Genomic DNA, 18,824 nt, shown 5'->3' with positions numbered 1-18,824 from the left:
GCGTGGCCGCCATGATCCTGAAACGGCTGGGCATCTCGGTCTTCGTGCTCCTGGCCGTGTCCCTGCTGGTCTTCTTCTTCACCCTGTTGCTGCCCGGCGACCCGGCCCAGGCCATCCTGGGCCAGCAGGCCACACCCGAACGGCTCGCGGCGCTGCGCGAACAACTGGACCTCAACGCCCCGTGGTACGAGCGCTACCTCTCGTGGCTGGGCGGTCTGCTCGTGGGGGACCTGGGGACCTCGGCCGCCACGGGCGGTTCCGTCAACGCATTGCTCGCGAGCAAGGTCTCCGCGTCCGTGGTGCTCATGGCCATCGCGGCCGTGATCGCCATCCCCGTGGGGCTGTTGCTCGGCACGTGGTCCGCGATGCGCCGGGGCCGCGCGGCGGATCAGGGGCTCACGGGGATCTCGCTCGTGCTGGCGGCGCTGCCCGAGTTCGTGATCGGTGTGGCACTGACCACGCTGCTGTCCACGACCGTGTTCCGCTTGCTGCCCTCGGTCACGATGGCCGCGCCGGGCACGCGTGTGTGGGACTACCCGCTGCAACTCATCCTGCCCACCCTGACCCTGATCCTGGTGGTGGTGCCCTACATGATTCGCATGACCCGCACCACCATGGCGGACGTCCTGGACTCCGGGTACGTGGAGATGGCCCGGCTCAAGGGGCTGCCCGAACGCCAGGTGATCTTCAAACATGCCCTCCCGCACGCGATCGGGCCCGTGGCCCAGGTGATCGCGATGCAACTCGCGTGGCTGGCCGGGGGCATCGTGGTGGTCGAGTTCCTCTTCCGCTATCCCGGGCTCGGTCAGGCCATGGTGGACGCCGTGAACACGCGTGATGTCCAGGTGGTCCAGGCACTGTCCATGATCATCGCGGCGTTCTACGTGATCGTGAACCTGCTCGCGGACGTGGTCGGGATCCTCGCCAACCCGAAACTGCGGACGGAGTCCCGCTCATGAGCGCGCAGAGAACCTCGGAGTCGTTCACGCGCCGCATGCTGCGGCAACCGGCCGCGAAACTGGGCATCTTGCTCACCGCCCTCGTGCTGCTCCTCGCCGTGCTCGGGCCGCTGGCCGTGCCCGCGTGGACCGGGTACGGCACCAACTCGTTCGCGGGCAAACCGTTCCAGACGGGGATCTTCGGCACCGACAACCTGGGCCGTGACGTGCTGTCCCGGTTCCTGGCGGGCGGCTGGCGATTGCTGCTGTACTCCGCGCTCGCGACCGTCGTGGGCGTGGGACTGGGCGCCGTCCTGGGAATGCTCGCCGCGCTGCGCGGCGGGTGGCTGGACTCGGTGATCATGCGCTGCGGGGACGTGTTGCTCGCCATCCCGCAGCTCGTCTTCGCGCTGCTGGCCGTGACCGTCCTGGGCACGCAGGGCTGGGTCCTGGTACTCGTGATCGGCGTGACCCACGCTCCCCGGGTGGCCCGCGTGATCCGCGCGGCGACCGCCGGGGTCGTGGCCGAGGACTACGTCCTGGCCTCCCAGATGTACGGCGTCCCCCAGTGGAAGATCCTGGGTCGGGACGTGGTCCCCAACATCATGGGCCCGCTCATGGTGGAGGTGGGACTGCGGCTGACCTACTCGATCGGCGCGGTGGCCTCCCTGTCCTTCCTGGGGCTCGGCATGCAACCGCCCACCCCGGACTGGGGTCTCATGATCAACGAGAACCGGATCGCGCTGTCCCTGCAACCGTGGGGTGTAATCCTGCCGGTCATCGCGATCGCCGTGCTCACGGTGGGGACCAATCTGATCGCCGACGCCGTGGCCGGCGCCTCCGCGGGCCGCGTGCGCACCACTGGGAGGGGAACCCGATGAGACGCTCGGAACAGAGGGCCCGCGCCGCGGCTCGCGCCAACGCCTCCGGTGCCGACGGCCCGCACAACGCCCCGGCCGCCGCGGGCCGCGGCAGCGACCGCGCCACGGCGGGCCGGCGCGCGGACGACCGTGGCGGCGGCGTTCCCCGCACCGTGGTGCCCCGCGCGAGCGTGGACACCGCGATCACGGTGTCCCACCTGAGTGTGGGGGTCACTGGCGGCGAGCTCATCCTGGACGACGTGAGCTTCCGGCTGCACCCCGGGCGGATCCTCGCGCTCGTGGGGGAGTCCGGCTCTGGCAAGACCACCGCGGCGCTCGCGTGCATGAACCACCTGCGCGCCGGGCTGGAACTGCGCCGCGGCACCGTGGAACTGCACGCGGGCGCGTCCCGCTTCCACCCCGAGGCCGTGGACCTGCTGACGCTCACCGAGCGCCGGACGCGCGGGTTGCGGGGCGGGACGATCGCGTACGTGCCTCAGGACCCCGCGCTGTCGCTCAACGGGTCCCTGCGCGTGGGGGAGCAGATCGCGGAGGTGCTGCGCGCCCACGAGTTCGGCCGCGATGCCCGTGAGCGTGACGCCCGCGTGGCCGAGGTGCTCACCGAGGTTGGTCTGCCGAGTGACCGCGCGTACCAGCGCCGGTTCCCGCACGAGCTCTCCGGTGGGCAGCAGCAGCGGATCGGGATCGCCATGGCGTTCGCGTGCCGCCCCGCGGTCATCATCCTGGACGAGCCCACCACGGGTCTGGACGTCGCCACGCAGGACCTCGTGCTGAAGACCGTGTACGAGCTGACCACCAAGCACGACGTCGCGGGGCTCTACATCACGCACGACCTCGCGGTCGTGGCGCAGGTCGCGGACGACGTCGCGGTCATGCTCCGCGGCACCATCGTGGAGCGCGGCGCCGCCCGGGACGTGCTGCACCACCCGGAACACCCTTATACGCGCACCCTGTTGGCCGCGGTCCCGGACATGGCGGGTGCCCGTGAGATGGGCGGCGGTCCCGCGGTGGCCCCCGTCCACTCGGTGCGTGCGCCGTGGGACGACGGCCGCGGCGGGGACGACGGCGCCGGGCCGAGCCGGTCGCGCGGCGCGAGTACCCCGCGCGGTGAGGAAGCGGCGCGGGGGCGCGGGAGCGGCGTCGTCGTCGAACCCCGGGCGAGTGCTGAACCCCGCGGCTTCGTGAAATCACGGGATGCCTCCGAGGTGCCCGCGCCGTCCGGTCCCGGGAAGGCGGGCGGCGACCGCGTGTCCGTCGAACCCGTCGTCGCGGTGCGGGAGCTGCGGATGGCGTACGGGCCCGCGGTGATCCTGGACGGGATCAGCATGGACCTGCCGGCCGGGCGGACCACCATGCTGCTCGGGGAGTCCGGCTCGGGCAAGACCACACTGTCCCGCAGTGTGGCCGGGCTCAACGACCGCTACACCGGGCAGGTCCTGCTGGACGGGCACGTGCTCGCGCCCGGGACGCGGCAGCGCACCCGGGAGCAGCGGCAGCGGATCCAGTACGTGTTCCAGTCGCCCTTCTCGTCCCTGAATCCTCGGCGCAGTATCGGCGACTCGCTGCAGGTGCCGCTCGAGATGAACGGGGAGCTCTCGCGAGCGCAGCGGCGCGCGGCGGTGGCGGACGCGCTCGACGCCGTGCGGCTGGGACGCAGCTACATCGACCGTCGCCCCGGTGACCTGTCCGGCGGGGAGCGACAGCGGGCGGCCGTGGCGCGGGCGCTCGTGAACGCGCCGTCGTTGTTGGTGTGCGACGAGATCACGTCCGCGCTGGACGTGTCCGTGCAGGCGTCCGTGATCGAACTGCTGCGGGAACTGCAGCGCGAGCGCGGGCTGGCCATGCTGTTCGTGACCCACAACATCGCCCTGGCGCGGCACATCTCGCACCGGCTCGCGGTGCTCGAGCACGGGAAGCTCGTGGAGTACGGGCCCACGGACACCGTGCTGCGCGATCCCCGGCACGAGTACACGCGGTCCCTGCTCGAGCACGTACCCACTCTCGAGAGCGCGGGCTGAGGTGGGACGATGACCGACGGGAGCCGGACCGAGCTGACGACGGCGCACACGAACCTGCGCGGCCCCGCCGTGAGCCGGGTGCGGGAGACCTTCGAGGAGCATCTGTGCCGCGCACACGGAGGGCTGTCCTTCTGCGTGTACCGGGACGGGCGCCCGCTCATCCGGCTGCACGGGGGTTCGTTCGATCGCCGGTCCTCCCCGGGGGATGCGGTCGAGCGGCCGTGGGACGAGCACACCCTGGCCGTGATGTTCTCGGGGACCAAGGGGGTCTCCGCGACCCTCGTGGCCATGGCGGTGGACCGCGGACTGCTGGATGTGAACGAGCCCGTGGCGCGCTACTGGCCCGAGTTCGCGGCCCGCGGCAAGGAGCACGTGAGTGTGGCGCAGGTGCTCGACCACACCGTGGGACTCGTGTACACGGATCCGGAACCTCCCGCCGGGATGCTGGACGCCTCCGCGCATGCGGCGGTGCTCGCCCGACAGGAGCCTCTGTGGGAGCCCGGGAGCAACGTGGCCTACCACGCGGTGACGTTCGGACACATGGTCGAGGAGTTGCTCGTGCGGGTCACGGGCCACCGCGCCGGACAGCTGCTGCGCGAACACGTGGCCCGGCCCCACGGGCTCGAGCTGTACCTGGGACTGCCCGCCGAGCTCGAGGACCGGGTGGCTCCCGTGTTCCGCGCCCCCGGGTACACGATCAGCACGTTCCTGGAGGATCCGCAGCGGCGCGGGATCGTGGAGCGGATGTACGGCAACGCACTGCTCGGGGAGGAACTGCCCGCCAATTCCCGCGCGTTCCACGCGAGCGGACTGGTCTCGGGAGGCGGGATCGCCGGTGCTGATGCGATTGCGCGGTTCTACTCGCTCGTGGCATCGGGCGAACTCGTGCCACCGGCGACCCTCGAGACGTTCACGCGCACGTGGTCCCACGGCCGGGACGCGGTCAACGACCGCCCCGTGGCGTTCGGCCTGGGCTACGAGGTCCAGGACCCCCTGGGCACGTACGGGCCCGTGGAGCGGGCCTACGGTCACTCCGGTGCGGGTGGCTGTCTGCACGGGGTGTGGCCGGACGCGCGGATCGGGTTCTTGTTCCACACCAACGAAATGCTCAGCGAGAACGTGGACCGCCGGGCCAAGGATCTGCTGGCCGCGCTCGCGCAGTGCGATCTGGGCTGAACGGGGTGGCGCGGTGCGCGTGCGCCGCGAGCTCCACGAGGTGCCACGCGGCGCCGTCGGTGTCCAGGCCCGCGCGCCACACCGCGCGCAGATCACGGTCCAGCACGCCCCCGAACACGGGCACGCGCACCAGGTTCCCGCACTCGACCTCCTCCGCGACGGCGAGCGCGCTGAGCACCGCCGGGCCCACCCCGGCCCGCACGGCACCCAGGACCGCGGCATTGGAGCTGAGCTCCATGGCCGGGGGTGCGGGGGTCAGGGGTGCGAGCGCGGCGAGCAGTGTGCGCCGCGTTCCCGATCCTTCCTCGCGCATGACCAGCGGGGTGGCCGCGAGGTCCGCGGCCGTCAAGGGCTCGGCGCGCTGACCCCACGGGTGGTGCGGGGCCACCACGACCTCCAGCCGGTCCCGCGCGACCACCGTCTCCTGCAGCCCCTCCGCGGGATCCGGGCTCTCCACGAAGCCCACGTCCACCACGCCCCGGCGCGTGCGGCGCATGACCTCCGCGGAGTTGCACACGAACAACTGCAGCTCCAGCCCCGGGTGGGAGTCCCGCAACCGGGACAACCACGTGGGGGCCAGGTACTCGGCCACGGTCACGGATGCCGCGACCTTCACGTGCTGGGTCCACTCGAGGCGCAGTTTCTCGGTCGCGGTCGTGAATGCGTCGTACTCCGCGAGGACCCTGCGGGCGCGCTCGGCCACGGCGCGGCCCTCGGGCGTGGGCCGGGACCCGGTGGGTGAGCGATCCAGCAGGCGCAGCCGCCACATCCGCTCGGCGCGGGCCACCGCGCGGGAGACGTTGGGCTGGGCCATGTCCAGCGCGCGGGCGGCCGCACCCATGGAGCGGTGGTCCATGACGGACACGATCACGCGCAGCAGGGAGAGATCGACCTCGGTCATATCAGCAGTGTATGACCCGATGCCCAGGTCACGACTACCCGGCGGGTGTTCGTGCGAGCACAGTGAACGTATGGCGACGGGTCACGATCATCTTCACGACACCCCTGACGGGGTGGGCACGCTCGGTGAGACTGGCGCGCTCGCTGGGCGGGGCGCCTCCAGTGGCGCAGTCGTCTCGCGGGTAGCGACGTCGACCGCGTCGGCCTCGGCAACCGCCGCAGCCGCGGCACCGGCCGTGCATCCTGTCCCGGTGGCGGGTGCGACGACGCCCGCGCCCCCGACCGCCCAGCGCACAGTATGGTGCCCGGGGTCCCGCGGGGCGGTCCTCCCCGGGTTGGCGTTCTGCGCAGCGGGCATGGTCGTATCCCTCGTGCTCGGGTGGTGGATCCCGGGGGTGAGCCCGCTGCTGATCGCGATCGTCGTGGGCGCCCTGATCGCCAACGTGGTCCGGTTGCCCCGGGTTCTGGCCCCGGGGATCGCCGTGGCCGCCAAGCGGATCCTGCGCGTCGGCATCATCCTGCTGGGCCTGACGGTCTCACTCCAGGACATCGCGGGACTCGGATTCGAGATGATCGCGGTCATCGTGGCCGTGGTCAGCGTGGGCATCCTGACCACGGTGTGGATCGGCGGCCTCATGGGGGTCCCGCGCGCACAGCGCCTGCTGATCGCGTGCGGTTTCTCGATCTGCGGTGCCGCGGCCGTGGCCGCGATGGACGGGGTCACGGACTCGGAGGACGAGGACGTGGCGACCGCCGTGGGACTCGTGGTGCTCTACGGCAGTCTGATGATCCCGGTGATCCCACTCCTCAGCGGGGTCCTGGGGTTGACCGAACACCAGGCCGGTCTGTGGGCGGGTGGCTCGATCCATGAGGTCGCCCAGGTCGTGGCCGCGGGCGGGGCCATCGGCTCGGCGGCACTGGCCTCCGCGGTGCTGGTCAAGCTGACCCGCGTGGTCATGCTCGCGCCGATCATGACGATCGTGGGGATCCGGGCGCGCCGTTCGGGCACCGCCGCCCGCAACGGCAAGCGACCCCCGATCGTGCCCCTGTTCGTGGTGGGGTTCGTGCTCGCCGTGCTGGTGGCCTCGAGCGGCGTCGTGCCGGAACCAGCCCTGGGAGCCTTGGGCACCCTGGAGACGTGGTGTCTCAGCATGGCGATGTTCGCGCTGGGACTCGGAGTGAAGGCCAAAGAAATCGTGCGAGTGGGTTTCAAGCCCGTGCTGCTCGGCGCGATCTCCACGGTCGTCGTGGCGACCACCGCCCTCGGGGGCGTGCTGGTCGTCGCATGAGCTCGTGGCGCTGGCTAGCGTGATCAGAGCCTGTGACGAAGGCCGACGGTCGCCGTGCGGGGTGGTCACTCTCCCACGGTTGTGAGTTGAGGGATCACGATCTGAGAGCGAAGAAGACCCGGTGGCAGCCAAGTCAATCGGCTGTCACCGGGTCTCTCTCCGTGGCGAACTACTTGTTCAAGTTGGCGACGGCATAAGCCGCCTGTTCAGGAGTGAACTGCTCTCCGTATTCAGAGGTGAGCTGATCCTGAATGGCTGCAGGAGACATGTTCATGGTGTCCTGATAGCTCTTGGCCTTCGCCAGAGCATTGGCATTCCAGTCCGCCGTCATGTTGTCGACCGCGTACTGAGCAGCCTCGGGGCTGAACTTCTCGCCGTACTCAGAAGTGAGCTGGTCGTAAATCCCGGCCTTGGACATATGCATGGTCCTGGAATAGCTCTCCGCCTTGTTCAAAGCTGAGGAATATTCCCGAGGAACATCGCCGGCTGCGTCGTTCGCGGCCTCGCTGGCTTCTGGGGTCTCCGGAGCGGCGGGGGCGGAGGGCACTGCAGGTTCGGAAGGGGCCGTCGGCTCGGAAGGCGTCGCAGCTTCGGAGGGCTCGGCGGGGGTGGGGGTTTCCGCAGCCGGCGTCGACTCAGTGGCTTGCGATGCAGGCTGCTGATCGTTGGAGTTCGAGCCGAGTGCTGAACAAGCGGCGGCGAGAACGATGAAGAGGAGGATCAACCCGACAATGATGCCGAGAATTTTGAGACAGCCGCCCTTTTTCTTGGGAGGGGCGCCGTTCGGGCCGCCGTATTGCTGTCCGTAGTCATGGGGGTACGGTGCTCCGTTGTAGTTCTGCGGGCCCGAGGGAGGCTGTGACACGAGTGCTCCTAGATCACGAATGCGGGGCAATTCCAGATTGCCCGGCTGACTTGTCGGGATGATGTGACTGGAAGTCGATTCGTGAGATGAGTGATCTGCTGAAAGGCCCAGCCCAGCACAAGTTTAGTTTCAAAAACATGAATTTGGGTTCGTAAATCACATGTTACGAATCTCGTCATGCGCCAAGGCCATTCCAACGGTCGTTAGCCTCGACGACATGGTGCGGCCCGCTGGCTAGCATGGGGAACATGAAGGCTACTGAAGAATCGTTCGTCCGGGCCGAGATCCAGGGCCAGACCGGGCTGTTGACCCTGACCCGTGACAAGGCGCTGAACGCGTTGAACCGCAGCATGTACCACCAGCTGGTCAGCGCGCTGCAGATGTGGCGGGACGATCCCGCGATCACGCAGGTCGTGATCCGCTCGCAGCTCGCCAAGGCGTTCTGCGCGGGCGGGGACATCAAGGAGGTCCGCGAGGCGGCGTTGGGCGGCCGCCAGGACGAGATCCGCGACGCCTTCGGCACCGAGTACTCCATGAACGCGATCATCGCGCGCTACCCCAAGCCGTACGTGGCCATCATGAACGGCATCGTGATGGGCGGCGGCATGGGCCTGTCCGTGCACGGTTCGTACCGAGTGGTCACGGAGACCACGCAGATGGCCATGCCGGAGACGGCCATCGGCTTCTTCACGGACATCGGCGCGAGCTATTTCCTGCCGCGCGTCACCCGGGGTGCCGGTTCCTCGACCGACGACGACGCCGCTCGCCACGAATCCCTCGCCGTCGCCCGCTACCTCGGGCTGAGCGGTGCGCGCATCAACGGCGCGGATGCGATCGCGCTGGGGCTGGCGGACACCTACATCGATTCCGCGGACGTGGACGCGTTCGTGGACACCGTGCTGGCGGACGGAGTGGACGCCGCGACGTCGTCGTACGCCAAGCAGGCCCCGGAATCCGAACTCGTGGGGCGCTGGGACGAGATCGTGGCGACCTACGGTGCGGACGGCTTCGAGGAGGTCGTGCGCAACGCGGGCTCGGACCTGGACGGGATGAGCCCCACGTCGCTCGCGCGCGTGTTCGAGCTGCTGCAGCGCGGCGCGCAGGACGACGACGTCGTCTCCTGCCTGCGCCGCGAACTGCGTATGGCGGAGGACACTGCGGTGGGCCACGACTTCATCGAGGGCGTGCGCGCCATGGTCGTGGACAAGGACAAGGCCCCGCAGTGGGAGCCGGCCGCGGTCGCCGAGGTGGACATGGACCGGATCCGCCACGTGGCGGACGAGACCACCGAACTACCCCTGCGTGCGTGAAATCACGGCCACTGTCTGGGAACCTGGGCGCGGTGATTAGTCCTTTTTGGTGACTGTGGCGTCCTTGAGGTACAGCTCGGTATCGCGGTTAGCCAAGTAGTTGGCCGTTCCTTCGTCGGTCAAAGTCATCAGGCGTTCCCGATCTGCGGGGGTGTCGAAAATGTCTCCCTGCGCCACGGTTCCGGTGGCGGTGATGTCGTCCCCCGGGTGCAGCCCATGCGGCATGTCATCGACGTAGACCACGGTCTTCTCCTCGCCCATGGTCAGGAACTCATCGCCAAAGACCTCGACGATCTCGTTGTCCAGGGTCATAGTTTTCCCCACGTATTGTTCATGGGCCCCGCCGTGGTCCTCCAGCTCAGTTAACTTCGTGTTCTCCTGACATCCGGTCAACGTAATCAGTCCGGCCACCACGGCCACTGCCGCGATTGTTCTGCGCATGGATTCTCCTTGGTGGGTTCGGCCCCGCGAGCACGCTGTCCACGTGCCTAGAGGCCCCATCATGGCGGTGCAGGGCACCCAGCACAATGGGCCGACCGGAACGTTTCGAGGTGTGTCAGCCCAGGGGTGACGGGCTCTGCGACGAGTCCGGGGTGAGGGGGTCCGAGCCCACCGAACCCCGGGCTCGGGCGATGAACGCCATGAGGTGGTAGACCACCAGGGCGGCGGCGGTGCCCAGGGCGATGCCCGCGAAGTCGAGCCCGGCCACGGACCAGGTGTAGTCGCCAATGCCCACGATCATGGCGATCGCCGCGGTCGTGAGGTTGACCGGGTTGGAGAAGTCCACGCGGTTCTGCACCCAGATCCGCACGCCCAGCATGCCGATCATGCCGTACAGCACCGTGGCCGCTCCGCCCAGCACACCCTGGGGGACCGTGGCCACCGCGGCGCCGAAGACGGGCAGCACGCTCAGCAGAATGGCGACGAGCGCGGCCACCCAGTACGCGGCGGTCGAGTAGACGCGCGTGGCGGCCATGACTCCGATGTTCTCCGCGTACGTGGTGGTACCCGAACCGCCGCCGGAGCCCGCGATCATGGTGGCCAGACCGTCCGAGATGATGGCGCGGCCCATGTAGGGGTCCAGGTCGTCGCCGGTCATCAGGGCCACGGACTTCACGTGACCGATGTTCTCCGCCACGAGCACCAAGATCACCGGGATGAACAACCCGGCCAGGTTGAGGTGGAACTCGGGGGAGTGGAACTGGGGCAGGCCGAACACGCCTTGTTCATCCCATGCAGCCTGGATCGAGGTGAAGTCCACCTCACCGCGGATCACGGCGGTGACGTAGCCAATCGCCACGCCCAGGAGGATGGACAGGCGGCCCAGCAGCCCGCGGAACAACACCGAGATCAGGATGATCGAACCCAGGGTCACGAGGGCCGTGACGGGTGCCGCGGTGAAGTTCTGCTTGGCGGAGGGGGCCAGGTTGAAACCGATGAGGGCCACGATGGTGCCCGTGACGGCCGGTGGCATGAGTTTCTGCAGCCACCCCGTGCCCGCGATCTGCACGATCACGCCGATCAGGAACAGCGCGGCACCGGCCATGATCACGCCGCCGAGCGCGCCACCCGGACCGTACTGATTCACGGACGCGGTGATCGGGGCGATGAACGCGAACGAAGACCCCAAGTAGCTGGGCACCCGCCCCGCCGTGACCACCAGGAACAGCACCGTGCCGATGCCCGAGAAGAACAGCGTGGTGGCCGGCGGGAAGCCGGTGAGCAGCGGCACCAGGAACGTGGCGCCGAACATCGCGACCACGTGCTGCGCGCCGATCGAGATGGTCCGCGGCCAGGCGAGCCGTTCCCGCGGGGTCACCACATCACCGGGGGCCACGTGCCTGCCGTCCCCGTGCAGCCGCCAGTTCAGGCCCAGGCGCTCGACGACGCCGCCGCGCCGGTCCTGCTTGCGCGGCTCGTGCTGCTCGTCCTGCGGTGGCGGGGTGTGGTCGGGGGAAACCGACGAACTCATGGGTGCTCCTTGTCCTGGGCGGGCCGTGGGTGCCGCCCCGAGGATTCTAGTGCGCGGGTGGGGCCCGACTGGTGGTGCGGGGCCCACGCGCGGTGGTGAGGTGCCGCGGGAGGTGGCCGTGCGGCGTTGTCGGCGCCTGGCGAGAAATCTACGGGCGAGTAGGGTGAATGACGGGGGCCACGCCCGTGGCCACCGGGCCCGCGGGAGGCCGACTCGCGCGAGCGTGACTCACACAGTAGTGGGGGAGGACATCATGGCTGAACTGACCAACGTGACCGTGATCGGATCCGGGGTGCTCGGATCGCAGATCGCGTTCCAGGCGGCGTACTTCGGCAAGACCGTGACCGTGTACGACATCAGCGAGGAGATCGTCGGGGCGCTGCCCGGCAAGTGGGAGAAGCTGTCCCTGCTGTACACGCGGGACATGGCGGCCACCCCCGGGCAACTGGAGGCGGCCAAGGCCCGGTTGAGCGGCACCACGGATCTCGAGGCGGCCCTGCAGGACGCGGACATCGTGATCGAGGCGGTGCCCGAGAACCTGGAGCTCAAGAGGAAGGTGTGGTCCCAGATCGGTGCGGCCGCGCCGGAGAAGACCGTCCTGTGCACCAACTCCTCCACGCTGCTGCCCAGTGACATTGCCGAGTCCACAGGCCACCCGGAGCGGTTCCTGGCGCTGCACTTCGCCAACGAGGTGTGGCGCAACAACACCGGTGAGGTCATGGGGCACGCGGGCACGGACCCCGCCGTGGCCGAGGCCGTCCTGGAGTTCGCCGGGCAGATCGGGATGGTGCCGATCCACATCAAGAAGGAGCAGGCGGGCTACATCCTCAACACCCTGCTGGTGCCGTTCCTGACGGCGGCATCACACCTGTGGGTCAACGACATCGCACAGGCCGAGGACATCGACAAGACCTGGCGCACCGCCACCGGTTCTCCCCTGGGCCCCTTCCAGATCCTGGACCACGTGGGCATGGAGACCTATTACCAGATCAACATGAATGCGGGGACCGAGGAGTCCCAGCGGGTTGCGGAACGCGTGAAGCGGGAGTTCATCGACCAGGGTCACATGGGGCGCAGCTCCGGGCAGGGGTTCTACACGTACGAGTGATGCCCCGGCAGAGCCCCGGCGTGGGTTCCCGGACCCTCCCGGAGGTCCATGAATAATGAACGGCATGACCCAGGACGCATTCGGTGAACTGCTCGACAAGCTCTACTACGGGGCGCTGGACACCCGTGACCGCGGGGACAAGTTCGAGCGGCTGATGCGGTCCTACCTGCTCACGGACCGGGCGTACTCGTTCTCCAAGGTGTGGCTGTGGAACGAGTACCCGGAGCGGGGCAACCGCTCGGACATCGGCGTGGACCTGGTAGGGGTCCGCGCCGACACGGGCGAGAAGGTGGCGATCCAGTGCAAGTTCAAGGATCCGGAGAAGGTGATCCCCAAGGGGGACGTCGACTCCTTCATCTCCGCGTCCGCCACCGCTGAGTTCGGTGAGCGGCTGATGGTCTCCACGTCCCGCAAAGAGCTGGGTGGCAACGCCCGCAAGACCATCGAGAACCTGGACAAGCCGTGGTCCACGGTGGGGTTGGATCAGCTGGCAAATGCCCCCATCGACTGGTCCCAGTTCAACCTGGACCAGCCGGAGCACATGGTGCGCACGGACGAGGGCAAGTCCCCGCGCCCGCACCAGCTGCAGGCCATGGCGGCGGTCAAGGAGGGGTTCGAAAGCCACGACCGCGGCAAGCTCATCATGGCGTGCGGCACGGGCAAGACGTACACCTCCCTGCAGATCATGCAGGAGCAGACGCCGAGGGACGCCACGGTGCTGTTCCTGGTGCCGTCTATCTCCCTGCTCTCGCAGACGCTCACCGAGTGGAAGCGGGATGCCTCCGAGGAGTTCCGCGCGTTCGCGGTGTGCTCGGACGTGAAGGTGGGCAAGAACACCGCGGATGACATCTCCTCCACGGATCTTGCGCTGCCGGCCACCACGAGCGCCGAGCGCCTGATCACGCAGCTCAACCGGTTCCCGGACTACCGGGGCCGCACGGTGGTGTTCTCCACGTACCAGTCCATTGACGTGCTGCACGAGGCGCAGCAGATGGGCTTCCCGGACTTCGACCTGATCGTCTGCGACGAGGCCCACCGCACCACGGGCGCCACGCTGGCCGGCCAGGAGGACTCGGCGTTCGTGCGCGTCCATGACCAGTCCTTCATCTGCGGCGCCAAGCGCCTGTACATGACGGCCACCCCGAGGGTGTTCGACGAGGGCACTAGGAAGAAGGCGGAGGAGAACTCCGTGGTGGTCGCCTCCATGGACGACGAGGCCCTGTTCGGTCCTGAGTTCCACCGCCTGGGTTTCGGCGAGGCTGTGGAGGGCGGTCTGCTCAGCGACTACAAGGTCCTGGTGCTCGCGGTGGACGAGGCCGCGATCACGCGCCAGTTCCAGGAGCTGCTCACGGACGAGGACGGACAGCTCAGCATTGACGACGTCGCCCGCATGGTCGGTTGCTGGAAGGGCCTGTCCACGCGCGGTTCCGGCCAGGGCGGCCGGGGCGACGCCGCGGCGTCGCACTCGGGTGCCCCGGCTCCCATGCGGCGCGCGGTGGCGTTCGCCTCCAACATTCGCGAGTCGCAGCGGGTCGCGGATGCCCTGGAGCGGGTGAGCGAGCAGCTCACGCAGGACAATCCGCAGGATCTGCTGCTGCGCGCCGAGCACGTGGACGGCACCATGAACGTGGCGCAGCGGGGTGAAAAGCTGCGGTGGCTGGAGGCCGAGCCCGAGCAGGGGGAGTGCCGCATCCTCACCAACGCGCGGTGCCTGTCCGAGGGCGTGGACGTGCCCAGCCTGGACGCGGTGATGTTCCTCAACCCCCGCAACTCGCAGGTGGATGTGGTGCAATCCGTGGGACGGGTGATGCGCCGGGCCAAGGACAAGGACTACGGGTACATCATCCTGCCGGTGGGCATTCCCTCGGGGGTGGCTCCGGAGGCCGCGCTGAAGGACAGCAAGAAGTACAAGGTCATCTGGTCCGTGCTCAACGCGCTGCGCTCGCACGACGACCGCTTCGAGGCGATGGTTAACCACATCGATCTCAACCAGGACCGCGACGACCGCCTGGACGTGATCCCGGTGACCGTGGACGACGACTCCACGGTGGTGGTCCCCACCAATGAGCACGGCGAGCAGACCGTGCTGGACCTCCCGTTCGAGAACGCGCAGGAGTGGCGGGACGCCATCTACGCCAAGATCGTGCAGAAGGTGGGGGACCGCGAGTACTGGGAGAACTGGTCCGCGACCATTGCCGAAGTGGCGGCCAAACACACCGAGCGGATCACCGCGCTGGTGACCCAGGACCCCGCCCCGGAGGTGGCGGAGCAGTTCGACACGTTCGTGACGGCGCTGCGGGCCAACCTGAACGACGGCATCTCGGTCACGGACGCCATCTCCATGCTGTCCCAGCACCTGATCACCAAGCCGGTGTTCGACGCGCTGTTCGAAGGCTACGACTTCGCGGCCCACAACCCGGTGTCCGTGGTGATGCAGCGGATGGTGGACACGCTGGCCGGGAACAACCTGGAGTCCGAGACGGCCACGCTGCAGTCCTTCTACGACAGCGTGCAGCGCCGCGCCACGGGGATCGACAACCCCGAGGGCAAGCAGCGGATCATCACGGAGCTGTACGAGAACTTCTTCACCAAGGCGTTCCCCAAGCAGGCGGATGCCATGGGAATCGTGTACACCCCGGTGGAGATCGTGGACTTCATCCTGCGCTCGGTGGACGAGCTCTCCCGTAGGCACTTCGGGGTGGGGCTCACGGATCGGGACGTGCACGTGCTGGACCCGTTCACGGGAACCGGCACGTTCATGGTGCGGCTCATCGAGTCCGGCATCATCGAACCCCACGACCTCGCCCGCAAGTACGCGGAGGAACTTCATGCCACCGAGATCATGCTGCTGGCCTACTACATTGCGGCCATCAACATCGAGGCCACCTACCACGGTGTGCAGGGCGGGATGTACGTCCCGTTCGAGGGCATCGTGCTGGGGGACACGTTCCAGATGTCCGAGGACAAGGATGTGATCGACAGCGAGGTGTTCACGGGCAACAACTCCCGCGCGCAGAAGCAGCTGGGCGCGGACATCCGCGTGATCGTGGGCAACCCGCCCTACTCGGTGGGGCAGACCAACGCGAACGACAACAACGCGAACCTGGCCTACCCCACGCTCGACGCCCGGATCCGTAACACGTATGCGGCACTGGGCAGCGGTCAGAACAAGAACAGCCTCTACGACTCCTACGTGCGCGCCATGCGCTGGGGCTCCGACCGGATCGGGGACCGGGGCATCCTGGCCTACGTGACCAACGGCGGGTACATCGACGGCAACTCGGCGGACGGCATCCGCAAGTCATTGGTCACGGACTTCGACCGGCTGTATGTGTTCAACTTCCGGGGCAATACCCGCAGCTCAGGTGAAACTGCGCGCAGGGAAGGCGGGCAAATCTTTGGAAGCGGCAGCCGAGCCACTATCGCGGTGCTATTCGCTGTGAAGGACCCGGCCCACACCGGTGAGTGCGAGCTGCACTACCGGGACATCGGAGACTACCTCTCCCGCGAGGCAAAGCTCGACATCATCCGCACGGCGGGGCTGAACGACGAGGGCTGGCAGACCCTGGAGGCCAACGCCAAGGGGGAGTGGCTCAACCAGTCGACGGACGAGTTCCAGGAGTACGCACCGCTGGGGGCCAAGAATGCCGGGTCAGACAAGTCAACAATTGTTGATACTTTTTGCCGCGGGTTAGAGTCGAGCCGCGACGCCTGGGTCTACGAGTTCTCAGCTCGTGACCTTGTCGAGAACATCCAGGACATGACAGCTGCGTATGAAACTGCTCGCAAGGACTTCGCACAGCAGCGGACCGTGTCGCCGAGCGAATCCGGCGTGGCGCAGTGGTTGAAGTCCTCACCCACCCATGCAGATCCCACGCGACTTTCATGGAGCAGGTCGCTACGTCAGTTGGCCGCCAGGGATCGTGCACTCGTTCCATCGCCACAGGCAATGCGGTTGAGCATGTACCGCCCGTTCACGAAGCAGCACTTGTACTTCGCGCCGGGATACAACCACGAGCGTGGGCAACTGCCCAAGATGTTCCCGACCCCGGAGCACGAGAACTACGGGTTCTACGTGGTGGGGATGGGGTCCGCCGTTCCGTTCTCCGTGCTGGCGCTGAACCAGATACCGGACCTTCACGTCACGGGCGCTGGAAGCGGCGGCCAGTTCTTCCCCCGCTACACCTACGAACCCGTCGGCACCCCCGCCGGGAACGAGAACCCCACGCAACTGGACCTGGGGCTGGGAGAGGGTGAGAGCGGCATCGTCGTGGACGGGTACCGGCGGATCGACAACGTGACGGATGCGACCGTGGCGCGCTACACCAAGGCCTTCGGGGAGGGCGTGAGCAAGGACGAGATCTTCGCGAGCGTGTACGCGCAGCTGCACGACCCGGCCTACCGCCAGAAGTACGCGGCGGACCTCAAGCGGCAGCTGCCGCGCATTCCGCTGCCGGGCTCCGCCGAGAACTTCCGCGCGTACGCGGCGGCGGGGCGCGAGCTGATGGACCTGCACATCGGCTACGAGACCGTGGAACCGTACCCGCTGACCGAGTCCCACAGCACGGGCGACGAGTCCGACCCCGCGTTCTACCGCGTGAATAAGATGCGTTGGGGCGGCACGGGCAGGTCCAAGGACCGCTCGATGATCGTGTACAACGGCAACGTGACGCTCAGCGGCATCCCGGAGGCGGCGCACGAGTACATGCTGGGCTCGCGCTCCGGGCTGGAGTGGCTGCTGGACCGGTACCGGGTGAAGACGGACAAGGCGTCGGGCATCGTGAACGATCCCAACGACTGGGCGCTGGAGCACGAGAACCCCCGCTACATCGTGGACCTCATCAAGCGCGTGACCACGGTGAGCGTGCGGACCATGGAGATCGTGAAGGGGCTGCCGGGGACCGCGTGAGGTGGGCTGGTCGGGGTGGTGCGTGTGCATGCCACGGTATACACTCTAACTATCAAGACCGGTTCCGCCCTCTCTGGGGTCCAGGGCCGGTCCTCTTTTTTCGTAGCATGGTGCCATGCGAACAGACGGTGGTGGTCCAGAACGGGAAAGGCCGCCCAAGGTCTTCCAGACCTACTCGGAGCAGGTTCGTTTGTTGCAGTCACGTGGGATGCAGGTGGCGGATCCCGCACGGGCCGAAAGAGTGCTCCGTACGACCAACTACTACCGGCTCAGTGGGTACTGGTACCCCTACCGCCGCCGGCGCCTCGATGGTGAGGGCAGGAGCAATACGTTCCTGGAGGGCACGTCCTTCGACGATGTGATGGCTCTCTACGAGTTCGATGCCCGATTGCGCGCGGCGGTTCTGGCTGATCTCGGACCCATCGAGCTCGCCATGCGGGCACTGCTGGGTCACGAGCTGGGGCGCATCGACCCGTGCGCTCATCTGGAGCCTCGACTGATGGGGCCGTCTGCGCGAGGGCAAGGCAGCGCCGCCGAGCCCTCCCAACAGTACCGACGGTGGCTCGAGCGTCACGCCGAAGACGTCAGGTGTTCACGCGAAGACTTCGTGGCGCACCATCGCGAGCACTACGGAAGCAAGCTGCCGATCTGGGCCGCCGTCGAGGTGATGGACTGGGGCAGTCTCTCTGCCCTATACCGGCTTTCCCCGCTCAAGGTCCAGAATGTGTTGGCTGAGGGCGTGGGGCTTTCCTCGGCTCAGCTTGGATCATGGTTGAAGTCCATGAACATGCTGCGCAACTACGCCGCCCACCAGGGCCGGATGTACAACCGTGTCTACACCCTCGTCCCCAAACTGCCGCGCTCTGCCCACCCGGACTTCCCCGCCGGGGGCAAAGACGAGAACGCGCGGTGTTTTACACAGCTCACTGTGGTGCAGTACCTCGTGCGGGCCCTCAGTGTGGGCAACGCCAGGTTGTTGCCGGCTGTCCTGAGAAGTTTTCCTTCCGTCGCCCGTCTGGACATCGCATCCATGGGCGCGCCGGACGGGTGGGAGTGTCAACCGCTGTGGTCGTCATGACACCCACGGCCTGGTGCCAGTCACGACGGGATGGCAAGAACCGGCGGCCATCAGCGAGGATGAGCCCATGTCCAGCCATCTGCACCGCCCGGGACCCCGGCTCGAGGATCTCCCCACCACACTGCGCACCACACTGCGACGCGTGGGCCTGCCCCTCGTGCAGCTCTGCGTGGTGCTGGCCGCGTCAGCGTCCTGAACTTCATCGTGAGCATCGGCACGGATGCCACCTACCGCGCCACGTTCCTCGAACGCGTGCGGGGCAAGGTCCGTCGCTGCATCGATGCGCGGGGCGAGTACAGGGCCCGGCGCGCAGGCGCGTCACCGTCGCACGGCCTGACGACGTCGCACGGTGGCCCCTCGCACCCAGCCGACGGCGCGGC

General features: G+C 67.9%; 14 protein-coding genes. 10 read left to right on the top strand and 4 right to left on the bottom strand.

Features of this window, described 5'->3' with window-relative positions; all coding sequences use genetic code 11:
* The first annotated feature begins 2 nt into the window (after window positions 1-2).
* Genes RF646_RS11505 through RF646_RS11490 form a run of 4 tightly spaced genes read left to right on the top strand, consistent with a single transcriptional unit; the run spans window position 3 to window position 5,013 of the window.
* Entirely contained in the window at window positions 3-959 is a 957-nt protein-coding gene (locus tag RF646_RS11505; protein WP_368836028.1) for an ABC transporter permease, read from the top strand.
* Complete coding sequence (locus RF646_RS11500) at window positions 956-1,819, top strand: ABC transporter permease (RefSeq protein WP_368836027.1); 864 nt, start codon at window positions 956-958, stop codon at window positions 1,817-1,819. The genes RF646_RS11505 and RF646_RS11500 overlap by 4 nt, the downstream gene beginning before the upstream one ends.
* The gene (locus RF646_RS11495) at window positions 1,816-3,837 is read left to right on the top strand and encodes an ATP-binding cassette domain-containing protein (protein WP_368836026.1); all 2,022 of its coding nucleotides are present in this window, start codon (window positions 1,816-1,818) and stop codon (window positions 3,835-3,837) included. The genes RF646_RS11500 and RF646_RS11495 overlap by 4 nt, the downstream gene beginning before the upstream one ends.
* A 9-nt stretch (window positions 3,838-3,846) precedes the next feature.
* Window positions 3,847-5,013, top strand: a complete 1,167-nt coding sequence (locus RF646_RS11490) for a serine hydrolase domain-containing protein (RefSeq protein ID WP_368836025.1) — start codon at window positions 3,847-3,849, stop codon at window positions 5,011-5,013.
* Here the strand turns inward: RF646_RS11490 and RF646_RS11485 are convergent.
* Window positions 4,946-5,914 carry a LysR family transcriptional regulator gene (locus RF646_RS11485; protein ID WP_368836024.1) on the bottom strand — a complete coding sequence of 323 codons (969 nt, stop codon included), beginning with the start codon at window positions 5,912-5,914 and terminating at the stop codon, window positions 4,946-4,948. The genes RF646_RS11490 and RF646_RS11485 overlap by 68 nt on opposite strands.
* 235 nt (window positions 5,915-6,149) lie before the next feature.
* Here RF646_RS11485 and RF646_RS11480 point away from each other — a divergent pair, with 235 nt between their 5' ends.
* On the top strand, window positions 6,150-7,202 hold the full coding sequence (locus tag RF646_RS11480; RefSeq protein ID WP_368836023.1) for a YeiH family protein: 1,053 nt from the start codon (window positions 6,150-6,152) through the stop codon (window positions 7,200-7,202).
* Between the two features lie 169 nt (window positions 7,203-7,371).
* Here RF646_RS11480 and RF646_RS11475 read toward each other — a convergent pair whose 3' ends face one another.
* The gene (locus RF646_RS11475; RefSeq protein WP_368836022.1) at window positions 7,372-8,067 is read right to left on the bottom strand and encodes an Ltp family lipoprotein; all 696 of its coding nucleotides are present in this window, start codon (window positions 8,065-8,067) and stop codon (window positions 7,372-7,374) included.
* Window positions 8,068-8,315: 248 nt separating this feature from the next.
* Here RF646_RS11475 and RF646_RS11470 point away from each other — a divergent pair, with 248 nt between their 5' ends.
* Complete coding sequence (locus tag RF646_RS11470; protein WP_368836021.1) at window positions 8,316-9,377, top strand: enoyl-CoA hydratase/isomerase family protein; 1,062 nt, start codon at window positions 8,316-8,318, stop codon at window positions 9,375-9,377.
* Window positions 9,378-9,413: 36 nt separating this feature from the next.
* Here the strand turns inward: RF646_RS11470 and RF646_RS11465 are convergent, their stop codons facing one another.
* Both RF646_RS11465 and RF646_RS11460 read right to left on the bottom strand, forming a co-directional pair.
* Window positions 9,414-9,818 (bottom strand): hypothetical protein, encoded by a 405-nt coding sequence (locus RF646_RS11465; protein WP_144932047.1) that lies wholly within the window; start codon window positions 9,816-9,818, stop codon window positions 9,414-9,416.
* 115 nt (window positions 9,819-9,933) lie between these two features.
* Window positions 9,934-11,349: a uracil-xanthine permease family protein gene (locus RF646_RS11460; RefSeq protein WP_368836020.1), complete on the bottom strand. Its 1,416-nt coding sequence runs from the start codon at window positions 11,347-11,349 to the stop codon at window positions 9,934-9,936.
* Between the two features lie 253 nt (window positions 11,350-11,602).
* Here RF646_RS11460 and RF646_RS11455 point away from each other — a divergent pair, with 253 nt between their 5' ends.
* From RF646_RS11455 to RF646_RS11440, 4 genes are all read left to right on the top strand, one after another.
* Window positions 11,603-12,457, top strand: a complete 855-nt coding sequence (locus RF646_RS11455; protein WP_144932051.1) for a 3-hydroxyacyl-CoA dehydrogenase — start codon at window positions 11,603-11,605, stop codon at window positions 12,455-12,457.
* Between the two features lie 64 nt (window positions 12,458-12,521).
* A complete protein-coding gene (locus RF646_RS11450) occupies window positions 12,522-17,366 on the top strand; it encodes a DEAD/DEAH box helicase (RefSeq protein ID WP_368836019.1) in 4,845 nt (1,614 codons plus the stop codon).
* Between the two features lie 115 nt (window positions 17,367-17,481).
* Complete coding sequence (locus RF646_RS11445) at window positions 17,482-18,444, top strand: Abi family protein (RefSeq protein ID WP_368836018.1); 963 nt, start codon at window positions 17,482-17,484, stop codon at window positions 18,442-18,444.
* A 67-nt stretch (window positions 18,445-18,511) separates the two neighbouring features.
* Window positions 18,512-18,640: a hypothetical protein gene (locus tag RF646_RS11440; RefSeq protein WP_368836017.1), complete on the top strand. Its 129-nt coding sequence runs from the start codon at window positions 18,512-18,514 to the stop codon at window positions 18,638-18,640.
* Window positions 18,641-18,824: the final 184 nt, after the last annotated feature.

The organism is Kocuria sp. CPCC 205261 (genome assembly GCF_040981025.1).
Taxonomy (GTDB): domain Bacteria; phylum Actinomycetota; class Actinomycetes; order Actinomycetales; family Micrococcaceae; genus Kocuria; species Kocuria marina.
This window is presented reverse-complemented; position numbering and strand designations above follow the sequence as displayed.